This window comes from Burkholderia seminalis DSM 23518 (genome assembly GCF_902832885.1).
GTDB classification, from domain to species: Bacteria; Pseudomonadota; Gammaproteobacteria; order Burkholderiales; family Burkholderiaceae; genus Burkholderia; species Burkholderia seminalis.
In genome coordinates this window covers 18621-39918 of the sequence record NZ_CADFDK010000023.1, presented here as the reverse complement: position 1 = coordinate 39918, position 21298 = coordinate 18621, and the positions used below count along the sequence as shown (strand labels likewise).

General features: G+C 54.7%; 17 protein-coding genes and 1 pseudogene. 15 read left to right on the top strand and 3 right to left on the bottom strand.

The window, feature by feature from the left end:
• The first annotated feature begins 905 nt into the window (after window positions 1-905).
• Genes HWX00_RS35040 through HWX00_RS35030 form a run of 3 tightly spaced genes read left to right on the top strand, consistent with a single transcriptional unit; the run spans window position 906 to window position 3776 of the window.
• On the top strand, window positions 906-1622 hold the full coding sequence (locus HWX00_RS35040) for a VirB8 family type IV secretion system protein (RefSeq protein WP_175028732.1): 717 nt from the start codon (window positions 906-908) through the stop codon (window positions 1620-1622).
• Window positions 1619-2494 carry a TrbG/VirB9 family P-type conjugative transfer protein gene (locus HWX00_RS35035; RefSeq protein WP_175028731.1) on the top strand — a complete coding sequence of 292 codons (876 nt, stop codon included), beginning with the start codon at window positions 1619-1621 and terminating at the stop codon, window positions 2492-2494. The genes HWX00_RS35040 and HWX00_RS35035 overlap by 4 nt, the downstream gene beginning before the upstream one ends.
• A gap of 7 nt (window positions 2495-2501) precedes the next feature.
• Window positions 2502-3776, top strand: coding sequence for a TraB/TrbI/VirB10 family type IV secretion system protein (locus HWX00_RS35030; RefSeq protein WP_175028730.1), 1275 nt, complete (start codon window positions 2502-2504; stop codon window positions 3774-3776).
• A 341-nt stretch (window positions 3777-4117) separates the two neighbouring features.
• On the opposite strand, the pseudogene HWX00_RS35025 reads toward HWX00_RS35030, so the two are convergent.
• The 3 genes and pseudogenes from HWX00_RS35025 to HWX00_RS35015 form a co-directional block, all read right to left on the bottom strand.
• Window positions 4118-5025 (bottom strand): annotated as a pseudogene (locus HWX00_RS35025) (helix-hairpin-helix domain-containing protein); the annotation flags it as partial.
• A 51-nt stretch (window positions 5026-5076) separates the two neighbouring features.
• Window positions 5077-5994 (bottom strand): prepilin peptidase, encoded by a 918-nt coding sequence (locus HWX00_RS35020; protein WP_226194340.1) that lies wholly within the window; start codon window positions 5992-5994, stop codon window positions 5077-5079.
• 1118 nt (window positions 5995-7112) lie between these two features.
• Window positions 7113-7385 carry an H-NS histone family protein gene (locus tag HWX00_RS35015; protein WP_404824026.1) on the bottom strand — a complete coding sequence of 91 codons (273 nt, stop codon included), beginning with the start codon at window positions 7383-7385 and terminating at the stop codon, window positions 7113-7115.
• Between the two features lie 1439 nt (window positions 7386-8824).
• Between HWX00_RS35015 and HWX00_RS35010 the strand changes: the two genes are divergently transcribed.
• The 12 genes from HWX00_RS35010 (at window position 8825) to HWX00_RS34955 (ending at window position 21208) form a co-directional block, all read left to right on the top strand.
• Window positions 8825-9853 (top strand): type IV pilus twitching motility protein PilT, encoded by a 1029-nt coding sequence (locus tag HWX00_RS35010; protein ID WP_404823877.1) that lies wholly within the window; start codon window positions 8825-8827, stop codon window positions 9851-9853.
• A 65-nt stretch (window positions 9854-9918) separates the two neighbouring features.
• Complete coding sequence (locus HWX00_RS35005; RefSeq protein ID WP_175028727.1) at window positions 9919-10728, top strand: prepilin-type N-terminal cleavage/methylation domain-containing protein; 810 nt, start codon at window positions 9919-9921, stop codon at window positions 10726-10728.
• 12 nt (window positions 10729-10740) lie between these two features.
• Complete coding sequence (locus HWX00_RS35000) at window positions 10741-11298, top strand: hypothetical protein (RefSeq protein ID WP_175028726.1); 558 nt, start codon at window positions 10741-10743, stop codon at window positions 11296-11298.
• Entirely contained in the window at window positions 11295-12674 is a 1380-nt protein-coding gene (locus tag HWX00_RS34995) for a hypothetical protein (protein WP_175028725.1), read from the top strand. The genes HWX00_RS35000 and HWX00_RS34995 overlap by 4 nt, the downstream gene beginning before the upstream one ends.
• Before the next feature lie 188 nt (window positions 12675-12862).
• A complete protein-coding gene (locus HWX00_RS34990; RefSeq protein WP_175028724.1) occupies window positions 12863-13180 on the top strand; it encodes a hypothetical protein in 318 nt (105 codons plus the stop codon).
• A gap of 4 nt (window positions 13181-13184) precedes the next feature.
• On the top strand, window positions 13185-13835 hold the full coding sequence (locus tag HWX00_RS34985; RefSeq protein WP_175028723.1) for a hypothetical protein: 651 nt from the start codon (window positions 13185-13187) through the stop codon (window positions 13833-13835).
• Entirely contained in the window at window positions 13832-14167 is a 336-nt protein-coding gene (locus HWX00_RS37515) for a prepilin-type N-terminal cleavage/methylation domain-containing protein (protein WP_367651044.1), read from the top strand. Before HWX00_RS34985 ends, HWX00_RS37515 begins: the two co-directional genes overlap by 4 nt.
• Window positions 14168-14593: 426 nt before the next feature.
• Window positions 14594-16219, top strand: a complete 1626-nt coding sequence (mshL, locus tag HWX00_RS34975) for a pilus (MSHA type) biogenesis protein MshL (RefSeq protein ID WP_175028721.1) — start codon at window positions 14594-14596, stop codon at window positions 16217-16219.
• Window positions 16220-16286: 67 nt separating this feature from the next.
• Window positions 16287-16853 (top strand): hypothetical protein, encoded by a 567-nt coding sequence (locus tag HWX00_RS34970; protein ID WP_175028720.1) that lies wholly within the window; start codon window positions 16287-16289, stop codon window positions 16851-16853.
• 98 nt (window positions 16854-16951) lie between these two features.
• Complete coding sequence (locus HWX00_RS34965; RefSeq protein WP_226194342.1) at window positions 16952-18607, top strand: GspE/PulE family protein; 1656 nt, start codon at window positions 16952-16954, stop codon at window positions 18605-18607.
• On the top strand, window positions 18604-19857 hold the full coding sequence (locus HWX00_RS34960) for a type II secretion system F family protein (protein WP_175028719.1): 1254 nt from the start codon (window positions 18604-18606) through the stop codon (window positions 19855-19857). Before HWX00_RS34965 ends, HWX00_RS34960 begins: the two co-directional genes overlap by 4 nt.
• 43 nt (window positions 19858-19900) lie before the next feature.
• The gene (locus HWX00_RS34955; protein ID WP_175028718.1) at window positions 19901-21208 is read left to right on the top strand and encodes a hypothetical protein; all 1308 of its coding nucleotides are present in this window, start codon (window positions 19901-19903) and stop codon (window positions 21206-21208) included.
• Window positions 21209-21298 lie beyond the last annotated feature (90 nt).

Here is a 21298-nt window from a genome sequence, read left to right as displayed (position 1 = left end):
CTACAAGGTCGATATGAGGCGCATCGATTCTGAGGTACCTTCCGTTTGCACCTACAGACAGTCGAAGTTCGACACCGTCTTCGGGTTGGACCACGCCCGTAGACAGTATCGATATCACTTTCGATGGAGCAATGTTGGCCGGAACGGTTAGAGCCCTTCGCGTGACAAGGTCCGTACCAACCTTCTGGATCAATTTCGCAGCGATATCTGCTGTCCGGTATGACACTTGACATGGTCCGCCGAACGAGGCGATCACGTCGGGCGGAAGCAAAGACGCTTGAATTGATCGTGTGACAATCGCCTTCGACACTTTGAAGGCGGCGGCCATCGATGCTTGACTCGGCCAAAGCTGCCGGTCTAACTGCTCTCGATAGAACGTGCCCAGCACAACGGGTGGAGCGCCGGCCCCACGGAGATCCTCATGTCGCGCGACCGCGGCCAACCGATCTCGGCAGAAGCCTGTTTCCTCAGCGGCCGAACTATTACACGATTTGGAACAGGTCATACGAGTCGAGGATCGTTGATCGTCAATTGTTGTTGTTTCTGAAAAATGCCCCTCAACCGGTTGAGGGGGCATCAGGATTCCTCGAACGAGGACCGGCTTGAGAATCGTGCGAAAACAATGATTTACGAATGGCTGCCGTCTCGTCACCACCAGGGTGTTGCGTGCAACGCGTGCAACGACGGCGTACTAATTCTATCGATGTAGTCGTAAACGCAAGGCCCAAAAGCTCACGATTTTCATAGGGCTTATTGCCGTACGCCCCTCAACTGATTGCGCGCAGTCGCACCGATGGCCAGCGATTCTTTGCGGCTCGAAAAGGTCCCTGAAATCACGGCTCTTTTCCCAGGTGCCGTTGTCGCCTCGGCTGTTCCAATTGATCCGTCCCAATTGGAACTCCGTGATGCGACTCCCCAGACTCTTTCCCCGTAGCAAGAAGCAGGTCGCCCTGTCGCCGGCGCCCGGCCATTACTCGAACGAAGATCCCGAGACGATCATCTTCGATCAGGGGACCCGTCTGCGCGTCGAAGCCAATCACTGGAAGACCTTTTGTTTCGTCCTTGCGATCATCGCTGGTGGCGCCCTGTACACCCGGCAACCGCCGCCGTCGGTGGTGAGGGCCTACGGTGTCTCGTCCGATGCCGGCGGTAATCCGTTGGTCAAGCAACTGGCCGCGTACAACCCCGACGATCAAGCGAAACGCACGGCGATCAAACAGGACGTCGAGCACTGGTTCACGATCGAGCCGGTCCTCACCGACGATATCCGCACCTCACGCCTCGCCAAGAACATCAACGCCGTCAAAGCAAAGATGGTCGGTAACGCGAAGAACCAGTTCGCGTCTTGGATCAGCGAGGACAAACCGTTCGACCAGATCACCACCAATCCGAAGCTGGTCCGTGAGCCGAAGGTCACCAACGTCTCGTTGTTGGAGGATTCGACCGTCGTTGTCGAATTCACAACCTCGACCCGGCAATCGCCCACCGACAAGCCCGTCGACGTCCGCTTCGCGCTGACGATGCGCTACCAAATCATTCCTCCGACCGCGGAAGACGTACTCGGCACGAATCCGTACGGCCTTTACTACCCGTTCTTCACTCTGCAAAAAACCGGCGCATGAAACGACCACGTTCCCTCCTGACCTGGAGCGCGCTCGCGTTGATCGCGGCGTCGGCCAATGCGTTCGCTGCAAAGAATTCCGCGAGTCCTGTTTCGCCGATTCCCGGTTTCGATGTCGGCAGCATCATCGGCGACGCGATGAGCCCGGTGAATCCGTACAACTCAGGTACCGATCCGATCACGATGCCCGGCGACGCACGCATGGCCGTGTTTTCGTACAGCAACGACCAAATATTTCGCGTGATGACGGCGCCGCTGAAGCTCACGACGATCGAGCTGGAACGCGGCGAGAGCCTGACTAGCGATCCGGCGATGGGCGACTCGCGGCAGTGGATCGTCGATACCGACGGAGCAAATCACGTCTACGTGAAGCCGATCAAGTCGGGCCTCGTCAACACGCTGCACCTAAGCACGAACAAGCGCGAGTACGAGTTGACGCTCGTCTCATCGCCGCTCGGCGGGCTGTTTTATCAGAATGTCCGTTTCAACTACCCGAATTCGCTGATGGCGAAAGTCCGCGCGCGCGGAAACGCTGCAGGCGACGAGCGCGACGCGGATCACACTGGTCAATCGGATTCCGGGCCGATCGGTGTGCCGCCCGACAAGCTGAACTTCGAATACACCGTCTCCGGCACGAGCTCGCTCAAACCGGAGACAGTCTTCGACGATGGCACATTCATCTGGATTCGGATGCCGCCGCGTACGCCGTTTGCCGTGCCGACCATCAACGACGGTGGCGACATCGTCAGCCCGAACTTCATCCGCCGCGGCCCGTACATCGTCATTCAGCGACTGGCGGACGAGGTGAAGCTCACGCGACCGGGCGAGGAAGTGACGATCACCCGCGGCCGTCGCGGTCTCTTCGGCTTCTGAGATCGGTATGGCAAAGCAGATCGATCCGAGCAGCCCGGAAGAGAAAGCCTTGTTCAAGGGCAAGGTGCCGCGCAACGTCATGATTGCGATCGGCGCGATTGCTGCCCTTGGTATCGGCTCGCTGGGCTTCTACACGCAGACCGTTGAAGCAAACAAGGCGGAGGCAGAAGCGCTGAAGGCCAAGCGTGAACGTGCCGCCGAAGCCGTCGACAAGAGCAACGCTGACAAAGCCGACGTCGACAAGATCATCGAGCAGCAACAGGCCGAAGCCCGTCGGCGCGCTGCGGAAGCTGCAGCCGCCGCAAGCGCTGCCGCGGCTGCGAATGCGAAGAAGCCGACCCTGTCGGCTGACGCGGTCCTGCCGAGCGCCAGCACGGCGGAACTCAAAGCTGCAAATGACGAGGACAGCATCTTTGTTTCGCCGATCTTCCGCCCTGGCGTCAAGATTAAGGAGGCCCAGCCGCAGCAGCCGCAACTACCGAACGGCATGATCTCGCCGCAACAGATGCTGCTTCAGCAGGCGGCCGCTCAGGACGCTGCCATGAAAGAGGCTACGGCGCAGGCGGCACTCGCATCACGCGGTGGGCCGGCGGCAGGATCGATGACGACGCAACAACGCGACAACGCATTCATGCACGACATCGCGCAGCTGAGCGAGGGCGACAAGGATTTCGCGCGAACTGGATTTGTCGGCCAGTCGCACGGCTGCACGCTCTCGCCGCCAGCGAAGATTCCGGTTCTCTCGAACGAGGCGCTCAACTCGGATCGTCCTGGCACCGCGTCTCTGATCGTCGAAAGCGACGTGTACGCGAACAATGGCGACGGGCGTTGCCTCGTGATTCCGTGGGGCACCACGATCGTTGCGCCCTATAGCTCAGACATTCAGCCGGGGCAGGAATCGATTCTCGTCGCCGGCGCGGAGATGCGTCTGCCGAACGGCAAGCACGTGCCGCTGTACGGCGCACAAGGTGCCGACGGCGATGGCACGGCCGGCTTCAGTGGTGACGTGAACAACCACTTCTTCAAGATTTACTCGACCTCGTTCCTGACCGCCATTCTGGTTCGCGCCTTCAGCAATAGCGATCAGAGCACGACGTCCGGCCCGCTTGGCGTCACCACTGTGGGCAGCACGGGTGGGCAGATCGCGGCGCAAACCGCGCAGTCGGTGCTCGACCGCTACAAAAACATCCCGCCGACAATCTCGTCGAAGCCGGGCAAACGGCACTTCATGATGAAGATCAATCGCGACATGGTGCTCGAGCCGTACCGGGAGCCGCGATGATCAAGCACTTGATTTTTGCGACCGCGATGGCATCGGCGAGTGCTTATGCGCATTCGGCCGTGATCGCGCAGGTCATCAGCCCCGTGAGTGTCGTCATCCAGGACGGCGCGGTGCGACGCGTCGCGATGCTGCCGGGGAAGCCTGTCTATTACTGCGGCCTCGATGCGTTCGTCGAATGGGCGTCTCCGCTGATCGGCCAGCCCGTGCGCAGCTCGAGTGACGCCGGCGTCACGGTCTCGATCGATGGGCGCAATGTCGCATTGGACGACCGGTTTATCGACCGCGGTTGGCTCCAACCGCTCGTACTGGATGACGGCGCGCAGGCGGCACTCGCCGAACGTCGAGGTGGATGGGCGTGCTCCCGTGCGGTCGTGCCGTTCGAGCTGCTGCACACCAACGTCGATCCTAAGATCCTCGCCGGCATCGCGCTGAACGAATCGAACTACCGCGGCCGCGCGTGGCCATGGACCCTGAACGTTGCGGGTCAGGGCTTCTTTTTCAAGTCGCGCGAAGAAGCCTACAAGGCGATCGAGACGCTGCTTGCGCGCGAGCTGGCCGCTGCGCAACGTTGCCAGCTGCTCGGCCGACTGCAGGCGATCTAGCGTAAGGCGCTCACGCAGCAGCGCCAGCGGATGCCGGCCGAGCGTGAAGCCCATCGCGCGATAGTCCGTCACGATCTCGTGGCCCTCCGATGCTTGATGCAACGCCGGCACCGCGTCGTCGCGCTCGGTGCCGCGCAGCAGATCCCGATCAGGCACGGCAGCGGCGGCCAACCAACGCGCCGCGCGTTGGTTGGCCACGGGGAACGAGCGAAGCTCGTTCGCGCGCGCGAGCTCGATGCGGCCGGCCACGTCTTCGCGCATGCCGCACAGCAGAGAGAAACCGAGCCGCACGGGCGCCGACGTCGTCGAGCCTTCGATTGCAGAATCCCACGTGCTCACGTTCACGTCGATGGGCAGCACCTCAACGCCCCGCCGTCGCGCGTCCTGCAGCAGCTGCGACGGCGTGTAGAAGCCCATCGGCTGGCTGTTCAGCAGCGCGGCGAGGAATACCGCTGGCTCGTGCCGTCGCGGCCACGCGCTCGGGTAGACGAGCAGGGCGAAGCTGGCCGCGTGGCTCTCCGGGAAGCCGTAGTCGCGGAAACCCTTGGTCTGCGCGAAGATCGACTCGGCGAACTCGGGGTCGTACCGCGCTCGAGCATGCCGCTCACCAGACGTTCGTGGTACGACTCCAATCCGCCTTTGCGCTCTGGAACGGACGCGACAGCGTTACCGTATTAATCCCTGGGGGAGCAGGTCACCTAGTGCAGTATGTAGCCGAGTGATGAATAGAGTGGGGAGCCGAAGAACAATGTGATAACGCCGCCAATTGCAAGAAACGGCCCAAAAGCGATGGGCTCGTCTACGCGCACGCGGCCAGACCATATTGCTATAGGCGCAACGATCAGACTTGCCGAAGCTGCGAGAACAATAATTTGAGGCAATGATGTCCAACCCATCCAGGCGCCGAGGGCAGCTAGCAGCTTCAGATCGCCGAAGCCAATACCTTCGATGCCGCGCAGCCACTTGAATAGCCAGTAGATAAACCAAAGAAATATATAACCACTTATCGCGCCGATGACGGCCGACTCCAGTGACGTAAATGTATTGCTGAGGTTCAGCACGAGCCCGGCCCACAAGAGTGGCAACGTGATTAAATCCGGCAAGTAGCCAGTCTGGATGTCGATTGTACTAACGGCAAGCAATGTGGCGCAAAGTCCAAATGCGGCGATTGCAACAAGGGTCGGGCCAAACACGGCGAGTGCGAAGGCGGCAAGTAGCCCGCTCGCGAGTTCGACGATCGGATAGCTGATGCCAATGGCATGGGTGCAGTGGCGGCACCGCCCTTGTTGCAGTAGATAGCTAACGAGAGGAATATTTTCTCTCGCACTTAGCACATGATCGCAATGTGTGCATGTACTGGGCGGATAAAACAAATTGTAGCGAGGGACGAGACCGACATCGCGCCTCGTGTTTGTGGCTTCAGCGAGTTCCGCCCGCCATGCACGCTCCATCATTATCGGTACGCGATGTGCAACGACGTTAAGAAAGCTGCCGACACACAAACCGAAAGTGATTGCTATTCCATACTTTACCCAGATTGGAAGTGTTAACCATATATTCAGAAATTCATTCAGAAAATTATGAGTGGTATGCGTTTCCAAAATCATATCAAGCATCAAATTGTGGATGGTAAATTAAATAATCCTGATGAAGGGTTGGTGTGGCTGAGAGTATCTTTGATTGGCAATATCGAATTTATTAAATTAGTATATTCGCCATGGCGAGTATATTTCCATTATGATCAACGGACGAAAGGTCGACTCGTCGTACATGTCGACGTGCGCGATCTGCTGACAAGTAGTGTGAGCAAGCGATCTCACGTGGTGTCGCTGTCTGGACAGTGGTAACCGACAGTCCGTGCAAGGCTTAGCTCAGTTGCGTCAAACAGCCGCAAGGACAAAGCGGTGCCTTTGCTGATGATTTCAGGCCAATCGAACGAATTGCCAGCCGGCGAGTTCAGCGGTGCGGTAGAGCACGTCCGCGCTACCGGCAACTTCTGGCGCCCAGGTCTCAGGACTACATGTCCACACGACTGCCTTGAGCATCACCATCGCGTTCTCGACCGGCGAGCGATGGTGGTAACCACTTTGCTACTTCCGCTCGCGTCGATTGCCTCGCGCGATAACATTGGCGGCTTCGTTGCGGTGAGCTGCGCCTGGCGTCGACCGGGAGCATAGGCAAACTCGACCGTGACCGGCTCTGTCCCATCGACTACCGACTGCGCACACTTCAGCACTCGGCGCCAGATCCTTTCGTTGATGCACAGCACCAAGGCGTTGATCAGCGAGTCGGATCAGGCCCGGAATTCTCGGCGAGGTACAGATCGGTAGAAAACTGGAAGTTCTTCAGGCGACGGGGGGCGGGCGAACAGCAAAAGTACCGTGCCGTCGAGCCCGTCAAGATTCCACTATGTGCAGCAGCATAACGCACACCCTATGAGTTGCTCGGTGCCGCTTCTTGCGCACAACCGTTGCCAGCGGTTCCGCCACGACTTAGTCTCGCATCCCAATAGAATCTGAGTATGTAGCTCCATGCAGCACATGTCTTGCTGATACAAAAGGCGTCGCCAGTACAATCTCGACAACACTTGCGTGAGATCCACGAAAATCCTTGGCAAGCAGGAAGTCACACGTTGCCTTGCATGGTTAGCGACTAGTCTCACCGGTGCGCCTGCATCCCGGCCAAGTGCCTTGGACACATAGAATCAGGCGCCGTGCCGAAACCTTCGCAATTTTTACGTTTTAGGCGCCTCCGTTTGAATCAAAAACCGATCTCGGTCGGTGTTATCAATCCATACCGGCGCGCGCCCACGGCCTGTCCACGTTTCCCCCGTTTCTGGATTGCGATACTTCGGAGGCACTTTGCGTGTCGGAGCCGTTATTCGTCGCCGGCTAAAGACCTCACTCTCGGTTAGCGCATAGGATTCCACGAGTTCACGCACTTGGGTCAATACTTTGCCTCGCTCAGCAAGTCGAGCTGCCTCAACTTGTTCCTGAAGGAGGGCCATTTTAGCCCGCAGTTCTTGATAAGTCGGCATCGCTAGATGATAAAAAAGAAACCCACGATCTCAATTCAGCGAAAGATTAAAAACTTCACAATCTATCACCAAAGCATCGCGGGATATGAGAAATAGCCACCGGAACACGTCCACCGATAGCGCTAACCAGGCACAACTCAACATACACGTCCGTCGTTCACGCAAGGTGGCATGACAAGATCAATATACACCGATTGTGCGTGTATGCAATAGGCATAGAATCGGATGTAATAAAAGGTCAATTTATAAAAACAATATTTATGTATTATTAATAATAGAAATGAGCATTCTTCCATTTCAACGTGCGCCATGTCGATCCCCAAGATCGCGCCACGAACAAAAAAATTCTGAAATCCATGCGCCTGCCTTGGGTGGTACTGTCCCTAAGAAACGGTTCCAAGAACACGCCCAATGGACCTGCCATGAGATGACCCGACGCGAGCTCACGCAAAATTGGAGAATTGGCTTACTGGGACAACACGGGCGGCGAACAGCACTTCAAGCCGCGGCGTCGCCGCGACTGCTTGCAGTAGCGGAGCACAATGGGCGGATGTTGCGCAGCCATTCGGATGTCTCACTTGGCGCATCCGCGGCGCGCAATCACGCTTCGCCATATTGGCGAAGGTCTCGACTGTGCCGTTGCTCCGCGGACGTTTGACGGTGTCGAGACGTAATTCAGGCCGACGTCTCTCGAGAGGCTGAGTCTCTGTTCAGCAATGTGGTGATAACCATTTTCTCTCAGCCAGTCGATTTCGTCGTCCGTTCGCAACGCACCTTGGAAAAGGTTCTCGACCGCCCAGAGCATGGCGTCGCGCGCATCTATGTCGCCATCCTTTGTAGCTACAGCGCAGTTTTTCCACCAAAAAAGGCCATCTTATGAAACGTGTTGGGCCCGACGGCAGCGGTCCATCAAGCTTGATCCAGGAACCGCACTCTCCCTGTTCTCCCTGACGCTGAGTTCCTGGGATGGGGTCTCAGGATGATGATTATGAGCAGCACGACAGGGCTTGCAAGTGAATCTGCATCCAAATGTCAAAATTCAACAAATCAATAAATCTATAAATTAATTTCTGCAGTCAATTTATCGATTTATTTAAAATAACGTCTAAAAGTGAGCCTTGGATCACTCTTGATTGGTATATCCACGGATAGCCTCATTCATGTAGAATGAGAGTTAATGCAATGGCGGAACGAAATAGCTAGAGCTTGGTGGGTGCGTGGTCTTATGGAATGACCAATGAGATTTGTCTTGGCATTATAAGCTCATTTTTATTTATTGCGTTTGAATTTAAGTCACAAAAGTATTGCGATTTATATTAATTAATTTGCACTTTTTTGCATTTGGATTAATGTGCGAATAATTAAAATAACTTATGCAAAGTTTTTGCTTGGGAAAGAGCGTAGTGAAAATTTCCGATACGAAAATCTACCCGTGGCTCAATCGGGCGATCGAGCGTAAGGCTTCTGATTTGCACGTGTCGGCTGGTGCTGCGCCTGCTTTCCGGATTGACGGTGATATCGTCTTCGATACTGGAGAATCGTTGTCAGAAGCAGACGTTCAGACGATGTTGGACGAGCTCGTCGACGCTCGGAAGCTCGACAGATACAAGGCATCGCTCGATTTTGATTTTTCGATAGAAATAGATCGAGGAACGCGATGCCGGGTGAACGTATTTCAGCAACTGCGCGGGCCGGCTGCAGCGTTCCGGTTGATTCCCCCTGAAATTCAGTCACTTGAGCGGATCGGGTGTCCTGCGGTCATTGAAACGCTGGCGAATCGAACCAAGGGGTTGGTTCTGGTGACAGGGGAAACGGGATCAGGCAAGTCGACGACGCTGGCCGCGATTGTGGATTACCTCAATAAGGCCCATGCACTTCACATTCTCACTATTGAGGATCCGATCGAGGTGGTTCATGCCAATCATCGGTCGATCGTGCATCAGCGAGAGGTTGGCCTTCATTCCGAGAGTTTTGCAGGCGCACTGCGTTCGGCCCTTCGAGAAGATCCAGACTGCATTCTGGTGGGGGAGCTGCGGGATCTGGAAACCATTCGCTTGGCTATAACTGCGGCCGAGACGGGACACCTCGTGCTCGCAACACTGCACACCAATTCGGCGGCACACACGATTGACCGGCTCGTCGATGTGTTTCCTGCAGAGGAAAAATTGGTAGTGCGAGCAATGTTGGCTGAGTGCCTCGCAGGCGTGGTGTGTCAGACATTAGTGAAGAAGCGTGGCGGTGGACGGACGGCCATTTGGGAAGTGATGGTGAGCGTGCCGGCGGTGCGTAACTTGATCCGAGAGGGAAAGACTGCACAACTATACTCCGCTATTCAGACGGGCGCAGAGCACGGAATGTTGACGATGGAGCAGTGCATGGAAGATCGGATGGAGAAGGGCGTGATTGAGGCAGTGGGTAAGCGCGGATATAAGCGGTGATCGCGAGGTGAATTAATCTTTTTTTGCATCGCATTAACTATCTACTTATAAATTAAGGGTGTTAAATGAGCACAAGTAAGCGGCAAGGTCAACGCCTTGCGAAGCAGGGTGGCTTTACGCTCGTCGAAATGGCGATTGTATTGGTCATTATTGGCCTGATTCTTGGAGCCGTAATGGTGGGGCGCGACGTGCAGCGCAATGCGCAATACGTCAAGATTCGTCAAACTTTCATTAATCAATGGGCCGAAGTCTACGACGCCTATCTTCAACGCACGGGCGTTCCGATCGGGGACGATATGCAGGCTCCGCGGTTGATGGTAAACGGTGCCCACTTTGCCGGCAATGGCAATCAACTGTCGGGCGGCAACATGACCGGAGTAACGCCACCGAACGCAATCTGCCATCAGAATTCGGGGCCCGGCATGGCGCGGCCAATGGAAACAGCCGCCGGCTATGATTTGCGGGATTTGGTGTTGGAGGCCGGTATTGAATTGCCTGCTGGGCGTGAGCAAGGCCTAGAAGACCGATATGTATACACCGACACCAACGGCAACCCGCAAGAACTTCAAGTGTGCTTCCAATGGAATGCGCCTCTCACTCGGTCTGGTTCGGGGAACGTCATGGTCGTTACCGGGCTGGAAGCTGATTTGGCACGCTCGCTTGCATCGGCCATCAACGGAAATGGCGGCTCAAGCAACGGTAGCTTCCGTCAAGAGGGTGTGACATCGGGCGCGGGAGATAGCGAAGCCCTCGATTGGACAGGCAACAATACCCAAGCGTATGGGCAACAAGTTGCTAACGGGACGACGGTCACCGCGGGAACACGCGAAGCCCAAGTCTTGACCTTCGTGGCCAACTACAAAATGATCCAGTAAGCAGCGGTCACGATGAAAATGCCAACCTTCCGTCTACGGAAAAATACCGGGAATGGCTCTATATCGGTGCTGCAGAAGCTGGATTTTATTGGCAGATGCGATGAGCGGCGTCTGGTTGCATTGGCGCTCGGGATATCGATTGCCCTTGCTGCTGCTGCTGGCACGGTGGTCTGGGCCAGTGCTGGTGTTCAGCATGCCTACGACTCTCTCGGTCGAGAGACGGCCAGGGTGAAGGAGGCAGAGCGTCAACTCGCACACGCGCGATTGCAGGTCGTACGTGCCCAAAAGGCTCGGACACTCATGAACGATGCAGAGGCCAACTCTCTGACGGTGGGTGCGTGGAGTTTTCGGCGCTTGGCAATGACTCAGACAATCATGACGCGCAGTTCCTTGAATGAGATCCTTTCCGAGTCGGTTCGCTCTAAGGACCGATTGTTCGGCGCGAGCGAATTCGACATTGCAACCCGCGATACGGATGCGGGTTTGTTCGGTACACCGCGGCCAAGTGACAAGGACGTTGTGGTGAGTTTAAACGCGCTGATGTATTTCCGTACGGCGGGCGAGAAATGAGCCATTTTCGATTCAAGACGAGCTCCGACTGGTTCGAAATTGAAACAACCGGGCTTAAACAACTCAACGGCCCACTGAAATCGGCGTTAGCGGATGTGGTCCTTGTTCATTTCGACGGTACGATATCTGGTTCGATGGACCTGAGTGGAGCCCGATCGCACGCAAGCGCCATCATTGAGCGCAAGTTGTCGCTTGCGGGCGACGTGGATGGCCCTGTTCATGTCATCTTGCATCAGGTCACGAAACTTGGGTCTGGGTATCGGGTGTTTTATTCTGCTATTCCACGCAGTGACTTAAGTCATATTTCAGTTTGGGTTCGAAATCAGAAAGGCAGTATTTTGGTTGTAGACGCAATGTCGTTCCTTTGGCAGCGAGTTAAGGAATCGGAGGGCGTGGTAAGTCAAATAGGAAATAATTTATTATTCTTGGCGAAATTATCCGGTCAAGTAATTTATGCGTCGACCGTAGCATTCAGTGACACGCAGGAAGATCTTGAGGCAGCCTGCATGGCATTGGTCGAACGTGTTCGTGCATCAATAACTGAGCGCGATGCGCTCACGGCTACTGCCGAACTCAAAATTCAGTGGGCCCCGATGCTTGCAAGACGTCCGGAGCACTGGCGCTATGAGAACGAGGTTGCCGTCGCTGAAAAGCTGTTCGATCAACTGACCGTGACCGGAAATGTCGGAAAAATCTTCATCACCAATTTCAAGGACGGGCATTGGATTTCGGTATTGCCCAACTGGGTGAAGCGAAGCTTATTTTTTCGATCACTGTCTTCGCTGAAGGACCGCGTGCTTTGGCTGGCCGGAGCTTATCTTCGGGAGTGCGTGTATTTCATGATGCCGATGGCCATCGTTGGATTCGTCTATGCACTGACATTATACCTTCAAGCGTACGGAATCCACGCTGACGTAGCGCGGATGGCGGATTCGGTAGTCCGAATGGACCACGAACGTCACCAATTGGAGCCAAAAGCGAAATTTCCGGTGGGTTTCCAAGAATGGGCGAAGTTGATTGATACGCAATATTCCGTAATTCACGACATAGATTTAAATCATGTGATGAATGTGGTAAGTCACGCGGCAGCGGAAAGTGGAATCCGTGTCGTGCGAGTCTATACGCTCCAATCCGGGAAGCGACACCAGTCAAAAGGGGCAGATGTGAGACGTATCGCCGTGGATGGGTTGCTTGGGTCGGGAGCGGGCGTAAGTGAAACAGACAGTCTTGCAAAATTCGTGAATGCTCTTCGCGCCGGAGGTTACGACGTATCGTCCGAAGCGCCACCGCCGTCGCCGGGTAGTTCCGGCCAGGCAGCGCGTATGTTCACTTACGCGTTACAAGTGCCGGTTTCGACCCGCGAGGAACAGCCATGAGGCAATGGATCGAGTCTAGGTACGCGCCGATTTTCCTATGGACGGTTTGTGCATCTTGCGTGCTACTGATGATCATGGCCCCAGGGTTGTTCCCGGTCCCGATGCACTCAGGCTCGGCTGCGGCTATACCAAGCTTGCGTCCACCTGACGAATTGAATCCAAGTGTGCTTCAGCACAAATTGACCGAAGTGGAAACGATTCTCGCTAATACACCAGAAGGCGCCGTTGCAGTACCCGAACCGCCGCTCGTTCAGAGTGATCCACTGCCAAAAACAGAGCCGACCGATCTAACCGTGAGTGCAATCGTATGGGCGCCGGGCCATGCTTCGGCGATCGTCAATGGAAAACTGGTTCATCAAGGCGACCATTTGGACGCAAATAGCGTGATCGCCCGCATTGAACCTCGCCAGGTGACGGTTGATCGCAGCGGGACCATAGTCAAGTCGATCATACGCGATGCAGCAGAAACTCGGCTGTTCCCTGAGCAGCAAGTTAAGGAGAGGTGAGGCGATGGATAGCAAGGCAGTGGTGTTCATATTGGCAGTAACGGCGATGACGGCCGGCGGCACGATTTACTGGCAGCGGCATACCGCTCGACACGTCGGCGAACTGCCGGCTCCGAGGTCTGAGACAGCGCCTCATGTTGCTTCGCCTCCCGATTCGTCCAGCGACAGCTCGAGTTCAGGCGGCCTCAACGTGAACGTAGTAGCGCCTTTGCCATCATTTCGTGCAAGTGATGCACTGGCGGCTGCTTCGGCCGCGCGTGCCGCGTCTTCGCCGAAACGCGAGCTCACGCCAACGGAACGCAGGAGTCGCGCGATGAACGACGCGATAAGCCAGTTCGAAGGGATGACCGAAGCGCAGCGGCGTGACCCAGTCGCGGTGGCCAAAGCCGTGGAGAAACTCGAGGTCGCCAACGGATCAACCATTCTCGGCAGTACTGATCTCGAGGTGCTCAAGCATAACCTCATCGTGGTGAGCAAAATCCAGGAGCTTTCTTCGCAACTGCAGGGAATGCAAAGTGCAACGGCCAGTGTGCCATCGTCCGAGGTGGAGGCGAGTCTGGCGAAGAAGAGAGCCGAGCTGATGAACCTTTCGAGTGAGTTGCGACCCGATGCGGTGGTGCAGAAAAAGCCGATCGGAGAAAGTAAGTCGGAATGATTCGAGGTGAGTTAAGGTCATCTTTAAGCGTGGAGTGTGTCACCGTGTACTGCGATAGTTCACAGATCAAGTTCGACCTCACACAGCATCAAAAACGTGCAGCGGGCTTCACGTTATTGGAGGTTGCGGTGGTGCTGGTGGTCATAGCTTTAGTGATGGTTGGGGGGGGCGCAGTTGCTCAGCGGGACCCAGGTTGCTGTCCAGCAAACGACAGGACAGGCCAGTTTGCAGCAAGCACGCGCCGCGTTGTTGGAGTTCGTGAGGCTGCAGCGGCGTTTGCCTTGTCCAGACACCAATGGATCGGGTCGAGAGGGAAGTTGTCAAAATGGTGAGTTATCCGGAACGTTGCCATATGTGAGCTTAGGCTTGACGATGCCGACCATTACTACGGCGTCGCCGGCCATTCGCTATGCGGTGTTGCGTGGAGTGAACGCGGATCTTGTGCGGCCGACAAGTCTTACAGGCCCACTGTCTGACGCAATCAGTCAATCGGGAACTGTCTCGGACGGGACGCTAGAGTTGATGGCCGTCATACGCGGATGGGTGTCGCAAACCGCCACATCAAGCCTACCGTTTATCGGCGACGCCAACGCAGGATGCCGCCAACCCGCCTTCAATCCCGCGTTCGCGTTGTCGCTTTCCTCGCTCGCCAAGGGTGCGAAAGGGCCATTGTGCTTTACTCAGCAAGACGTTTGGGTGGGCGTGCCAGAGCTACTGGATTTTGTGAATCGCATTGCTCAGTAAAAGAGAGATTTTGAATGAAAACGCTCAGTATCTGCATGATGGCCTGCGTGCTTGCTGGTTGCTCGCACTTTCCGAATAGCGCTTCAAAGCTGCCTAGCGATGCACAGGAGGCGCGACTTCGCTCCAAGGAAGTTGAAGTGGCAAGCAAGGCTAGTGCAGACATGCTGGCTGAGCGCGATACGTTGGACGAACGCGTGACCAAACTGGCGCCACGGCTTGAACCTGTATTGCAACTCGATCCTCCGACGCTCGATACTTTATCCGACAAGATCGTCGATATCAGCGTTGCAGACGCTGCTGTGTCGGATGTTCTGCGCGCGCTGGCCGATCAATTGCATCTCAATTTGGTCCTGGATCCAGCGGTCGCTAAATTGAGCGATCGAGCGACGTTTGTGATGCACCGAACGTCGGCAAAGACAGTGCTTGAAGATGTGTTTCATACCTTCGATATCACTGGATCGGTGCTGGGTAAGAAGGTCTATGTGTCGCTGATGCAAAAAAAATCATTCAACGTTGGCTCGCTCGGAGCGAGAGCGTCGCTTAATGTGGATGAAGGCGGCGACGTATTCGGTGGATTTGGAAAGCAAACTCAGAATAGCGCTCAGCTCAAAGGTCAGACGACGTTTAAGGAGGAGGTGGGGTCAAAAGACGAAGGTTATGAGGAGTTGTCGCGGGTCCTGCAGAGTTTGCTGTCCGACGCGAAGGCTTCAGGCAAGGACGGCGTCGATAGTGGGGGATTTTTTACGCTCGATCATCTGACTGGTGCCCTTTTTGTGACGGCGAGGCCGTCGAGAATGCGGGCGGTCGAGGAGTTTGTCGCCTCCAGTAAAGCAGCGCGCCGACGACAAGTCCAGATCGAAGCCCAGATCATTGATGTGCAATTAAATGACCAGTATCAGCTAGGTGTGGATTGGAATGTCCTGACTAAAAACCTTGCCGGTCACCTTGGCTCAGGGGTGGCAACGGCGGCCTCGGTGACAGATGCAGCTGGACTAGCAGGGCGAAGCATTACGCTCCCTCAGGAAAATATTGGCGCAGTCATCAATGGGAGTAGCGGTGGGCTCTCATTCAGGCAAGGGAATTTCTCGGCCACGATTGATGCGCTGCGAACGTTTGGTACCGTCAGAATGCTTTCCAATCCAGTGATTCGAGTACGAAATGGCGTGCCAGCGTATCTAAGTGTTGGGCAGAACATTCGGTACGTATCGCGTATCGATAGCTCAGTCAATAACCTCGGTGGGTCATCATCGGTCACATCGCTGAATGTCGACACGGATTCGTTGTTTTCGGGAATCGTGATTGGGGTATCCGCCGCAATCAACGACGATGGAAAAATCGAGCTGTTCGTCCGACCGATTCAGACGCAAGTTCAAGCCTCGACCCTGGCGTTGCAAGATGTTGGGAGCGGAAATAAGGTGACGCTTCCTATCGTGGATATGAAGGGTATGACGACCAACCTGGCGCTCAACAATGGCGACACAATCGTTATTGGAGGGCTGATCGACGAGAATTCCACGACGTCCAACAACGGGCTGCCGGGGCTTGCTGATATACCGATTGTTGGTCACATGTTCGACAATGCTTCATCGAGCCGGGCCAATCGCGAATTGATATTGGTAATTCGAGCACGTTCGGTATGACCATCTCTCAATTAGACCTCGATAAGAGCAACCGATTTTGTCTTTTGGTTTCGTGTCGGAGGACTTCATGATCAAAATCCGAAACGCGACAATAGTTATTTATGGGGCCATTTTCGTACTGATGTACGTCGCACCTAACGCGTGGGCAGCGAACGATTCCATTACGCCAGTTGGCGCGGCAGCGAGTGTTCCCCCGCTGCCACCGTTGCCGCCCGAAATGAGAGATGGCTCACTGCCGCTAACAAGTGCCGTCGCCGACCAAGGAGGTAGCGGTAATGTGAGGAGTGGATCCGAGAAGGATTTTTCGGTCAAAGTACGCAACGCACGGGCAAACGAGAGTATTTCGGCACAGTCTCTTGCAACACTTCTCGTCTCCCTTGAACGGCATGACGTCGACGAAGCGGCACGCCTGATTAATGCCATGAAGCCGCTCGAATCGGTCGAGAATCTCGATTACATGAAGTTGCAAGCAATGTATGCCGCAGAGAAGGGCGATATTCGTGCGGCACAGGCCAAGCTGCGCCGCGTCCTGGAGGTAGCGCCCGACGACGAAAATGCACGTCGCAACCTTGAACGTGTAGAGGCAGTCATGCGTCGCTCGTCTGAATCCAATAGCGATCATATCGGCTTTTAGAAATATAGCTTCTTGCGATTATAAATCAATAAAGAGTTATTAGAGGTTGTGCAGGTCAACGCGACAGCACTCTTCTTCTTGGGTGGTCATAGAGAGTCATGAATAAATCGGACGCATTCAGTGATGCGCTGTTGGAGCAGCGGCTGCTCGATTCGACGCAGCTCGAATACGCGCGACAGCGTAACGCGGTCGTCGATGAAGCACTGTGGAGAACAGTTGTCGAGACAGGACTGGCCAGTGAGACTCGTGTCGCACAAGTCCTTGCTGACGTATTTGGATTCGAGTTTGTCGACATCGATTTGATGCCGCCGAGCGATTCAAACGTATTAAAACTGTTTCGAAAGGAGCAGTGTCTAAGCTTGAATTTCCTGCCCTTGTATCGAGAAGAACAAACCCTTGTTGCAGTGATCGGCGACGGAGATCCGGTTCGCATCGCTGAAGCTATTATGCAACGCTGCTCGTGTCGGTGTCGCCTACTGGTTTCGGAGTTTTCCGCGGTCAGACGGCATATTCTGCATCGATTCTATTTCGAGCAGCATCCGCCGGAAAAACTTCTAGACGCCGAAATAAAGCTTTTGTCGACGGATAGCAGTCGGTCACTTAGCCCTGAAAATTTGCTTAATCACCTGTTGCACTTTGCGGTTCGTGAACGCTCGACCGATATTCACGTATCGCCGAGTGGCGTGGTTTACCACGTGCTTTTTCGTATCGACGGTGTACTTTGTCCAGTCAAGGCACTGCCAATATCATATGATCGACTGATCAGCTATATCAAGCTGGTGGCCGAGATGGATATTGCGGAGCAACGCAGACCGCAGGATGGTAGCTTTCGCACCGTTATTCTCGACGACAACTTTACTGTTCGCGTATCCACGATCGTTACCGAACATGGCGAACGCGTGGTAATGCGACTGCTCCCAGAAGCACACGATCTCAAGGGCCTAGCAGAGCTTGGTTTTTTTGCCGACGATGTTGCACAAATTAATGCGTGCATGGCCAATCCGTCAGGATTGGTCCTGATCACGGGCCCCACGGGCTCCGGGAAAAGCAGTACCTTGCACGCGGGATTACGAATGCAACGCCTGATCGAACGCAATGTACTTACTGTCGAGGATCCACTTGAGTATCGTGTCCCAGGTGCAGCTCAGACAGAGGTCAACCGACGGGCGGGATACGACTTCAGCTCCGCACTGCGACATTTTTTGCGTCATGACCCGGATGTGATTCTGGTCGGCGAGATGCGAGATGCCGAAACCGCACAAGCTGCGTTCGAAGCAGCGACTACCGGGCACTTGGTTTTGTCGACCTTGCATGTGACATCCGTGTTTGGCGTGCTCCCGCGCCTGCTGCCTTTCGGAATTAGTCCGCAGATTATCGCCGAGAATCTCGTGATCGTGATTAATCAGCGCTTGGTTCGACGAAACTGCCCTCATTGTGTCGTGCGGGTGCCCTGGTCGGAACAGGAAGCTCGTCTGCTTAACCCCGACGCCGACAGTTTGTCGGCTCGCTCATACGGGTGCTCGAACTGCCGTCAAACCGGTTATCTCGGTCGTTTGCCGGTCTACGAAATTCTATCGGTCGGTGATGAGCTCGCGAATGCGATTGCCGAAAATGTGCCACGCGAGAAGCTTCGAAACGTTGCGATAAATAGGGGGTTTCTCGGTATTTCAGAAGTTGCACGTCGACGCGTGTTGTTGGGCCAGACTACCTTTGAAGAGACTGTCCGTGTGCTGGGCGAAGGGGTGTTCCATTGACCTACTTTTACTATCGCATTCTCTTCGATGACGGTGTGACCGTGGCAGCGATGGCGGATATTCCCGTGAGCGACGACTTCGAAGCGCGAACCTGGCTGGAGGCGCGTTACAAGGGAATCGTTGTGAAATTGAGGCAGATCCCGCTTTGGGTTGCTTCGATCTATCGGTTCGTAGGAGATATTTTTCTCCCTGGAATCAAGAGAAATGACGTAGCTGGTTTTTTGAGAGATTTGGCGTTGATGGCATCTGCCGGCATTCCAATTCTCGAGTCAATCGCGGCATGCCTCGACGACACGGAAATGAGCCGAAACAGATCGATGTATGCGCGTATTCAAGAAATTCGGCACGACCTCGAAGCGGGTGTATCTGTCACAGAAGCGTTCAATCGACAAGCGGCGATTTTTTCGGATACGGTTCGGAGTTTGATTGCTATTGGGGATGAGACAGGCTCCATGGATAAACGTCTGCTCGAGGCGGCGGATCACTTGGAGCGGATTATCGGCATGCGCTCGAGCGCAAAACAGGCACTTATATATCCGGCGTTTGTATTTTCTGCAATTATTGGTGCGGCCGCATTCTGGATTTACTACGTAATTCCGAACTTGTCTGGGTTGTTCAAGCAGATGAATGTGAAGTTGCCCAAGTTGACGATTGCAGTGCTCGGGTTCGCCGATTGGTGCGTAAAAAATGGAGCATTAATTCTTGGGATCGTAGCGGCGGGATTGCTGTTATTGGTCTCGGCGTGGAAGTTCAGTATCCGATTCAGGCGGTTGGTTTATGTTGGGCTTCATAAATTGCCAATATCTAAGACTATATTGCGAAGCTCCGGGTTGGCATTTTTTGCTGAATATCTGTCCATCCTGATCGGTGCCGGTCTCGATATTGTGCGAAGCTTTAGTATCTTGCAAAGAACTATAACGGATGAATATTACAAGGCTCGTATTATTGAGATCCGTTATCTGGTTGAGCGAGGTGAGCGGATATCGGCAGCCATGCGGCGTGTAGGTGGATTCCCGAGCATGATCGTGCGAATGATTGCGGTAGGCGAAAATTCTGGGTCACTTGACCGTCAACTACAACACTTGGCAAGAGAATACAGATCACGTCTGGATAGAATAATCGGTTCATTGTCAGAGTTAATGAAGCCGTTGATTATCGTTGTGGCGGGCGCATTTTTTGTTGTGATCATTATCGCGCTGTTGCTTCCAATATATGATCTTGTGAAACAAGCGATGATAAATCGTTACTGAGAGTCGCGAGCGTAAAATCGGTTGCACTTTCTGGAGAAAATTCGTGTATCAAACTAGCGAAATGGTGGGCGTTAGACGGCAACGTGGGTTCGGGATGATGGGCTTTGCGGCTGGAATCCTCGCCGTGATGGCGCTGGCCGGGGTCGTCTACGTGGCGACATCATCGAGTGGTCGGTTGCAAATCGCAACGGATCAACATGATGCGTTGGCTAATGCTGATCGTCTCCTCGGGCAATTTGCTCAGGCGAATGGGCGATACCCGTGCCCATCGGCGACGGTCAATGGCGTTGAAGATTGCGGGATCAAAACCAAAGGGTGGTTTCCGACGTCGACGCTGTTACCCGGTACCGCCTCGTTTTCTTCTTGGTTGCCGCTTAAGTATGTTGTTTATCGCGGCGTTGGAACGCACAACGATCCTGATTTGGCGACCACGACGGACGCTTATATCCCTCGGTTGCCGAACGGAACTACGATCGCTGATTACATTAGTGGTAACCCAAGTAGCGCAATGTTACCGGGGGACAGTGCAGCCAGCTATCCGGTGACGCTCAGTAATCTCGACTTTTGTGGAAAATTGGCCGCGTTGCGTCAATCGGACGATCCTTGGACGGCGTTGGGCACGGCTTCATCACCATCAACGTCCTCGCGCGCCTTCGTGCAAGCCGATTCGGCTTACGCGCAATCGAACTCAGCGGCCGTACCGCGACAGGTCGCGTATGCGATCGTAGCGTCCGGAAGTACCAACGGCTTCGGATCAGGGACATTCGCCGGTCTGAATGGCGATGCGGGTGTCGGCGCAGAATCTCCACTGGCTCCCATTGGTGCTGCTTATGGCGACCAGGTTTGGGCTGTAAGTATCCCGACGGCGGCACGGCGCATGCAGTGCTCACAGACGCTCGAGTCAATGGATGTATTGGCAACTGCTTTATCGTTTGAGGATGATAACGCAAATACCAAATCGGGATTAGTCAGCTTGCTTCAAATCGCAAATAATCTCGTAGCTCAGATTGTTGCCGAAGACACAATTTTCGCGCAATTCAGAATTAATCAAATGGCAATTGCAGCCTATAAAGCGGCAGATGCAGGCGCGGATGCAACTGCAGATGGCTTGGCGTTAAATTTCGTGCAAATGGGGCTGGACCTTGCGGGTCTTGGTATTTTGAATGGCGTAATTCAAGCAACGATGAATGCGGCGGCACAAACTCTGGTGGTGATTGCGGATGCGTGGTACCAAAATGATTACGCCAGTTACGTTGGTCAGGCTAGCCAGGCTAATGTTTGGCACGGCGGACTTAATATTCTCGAACAGGCTGACACTTTGGGAACCACCTTTCAAATTATCGCACCCTGATTTTCGATTGCCATCGGTTTCAGGTTCATATCCATGTTAACCCGGTGCATCGATAAACGGTCATCTTTAATTTTTATTTGCTTGAGGGAC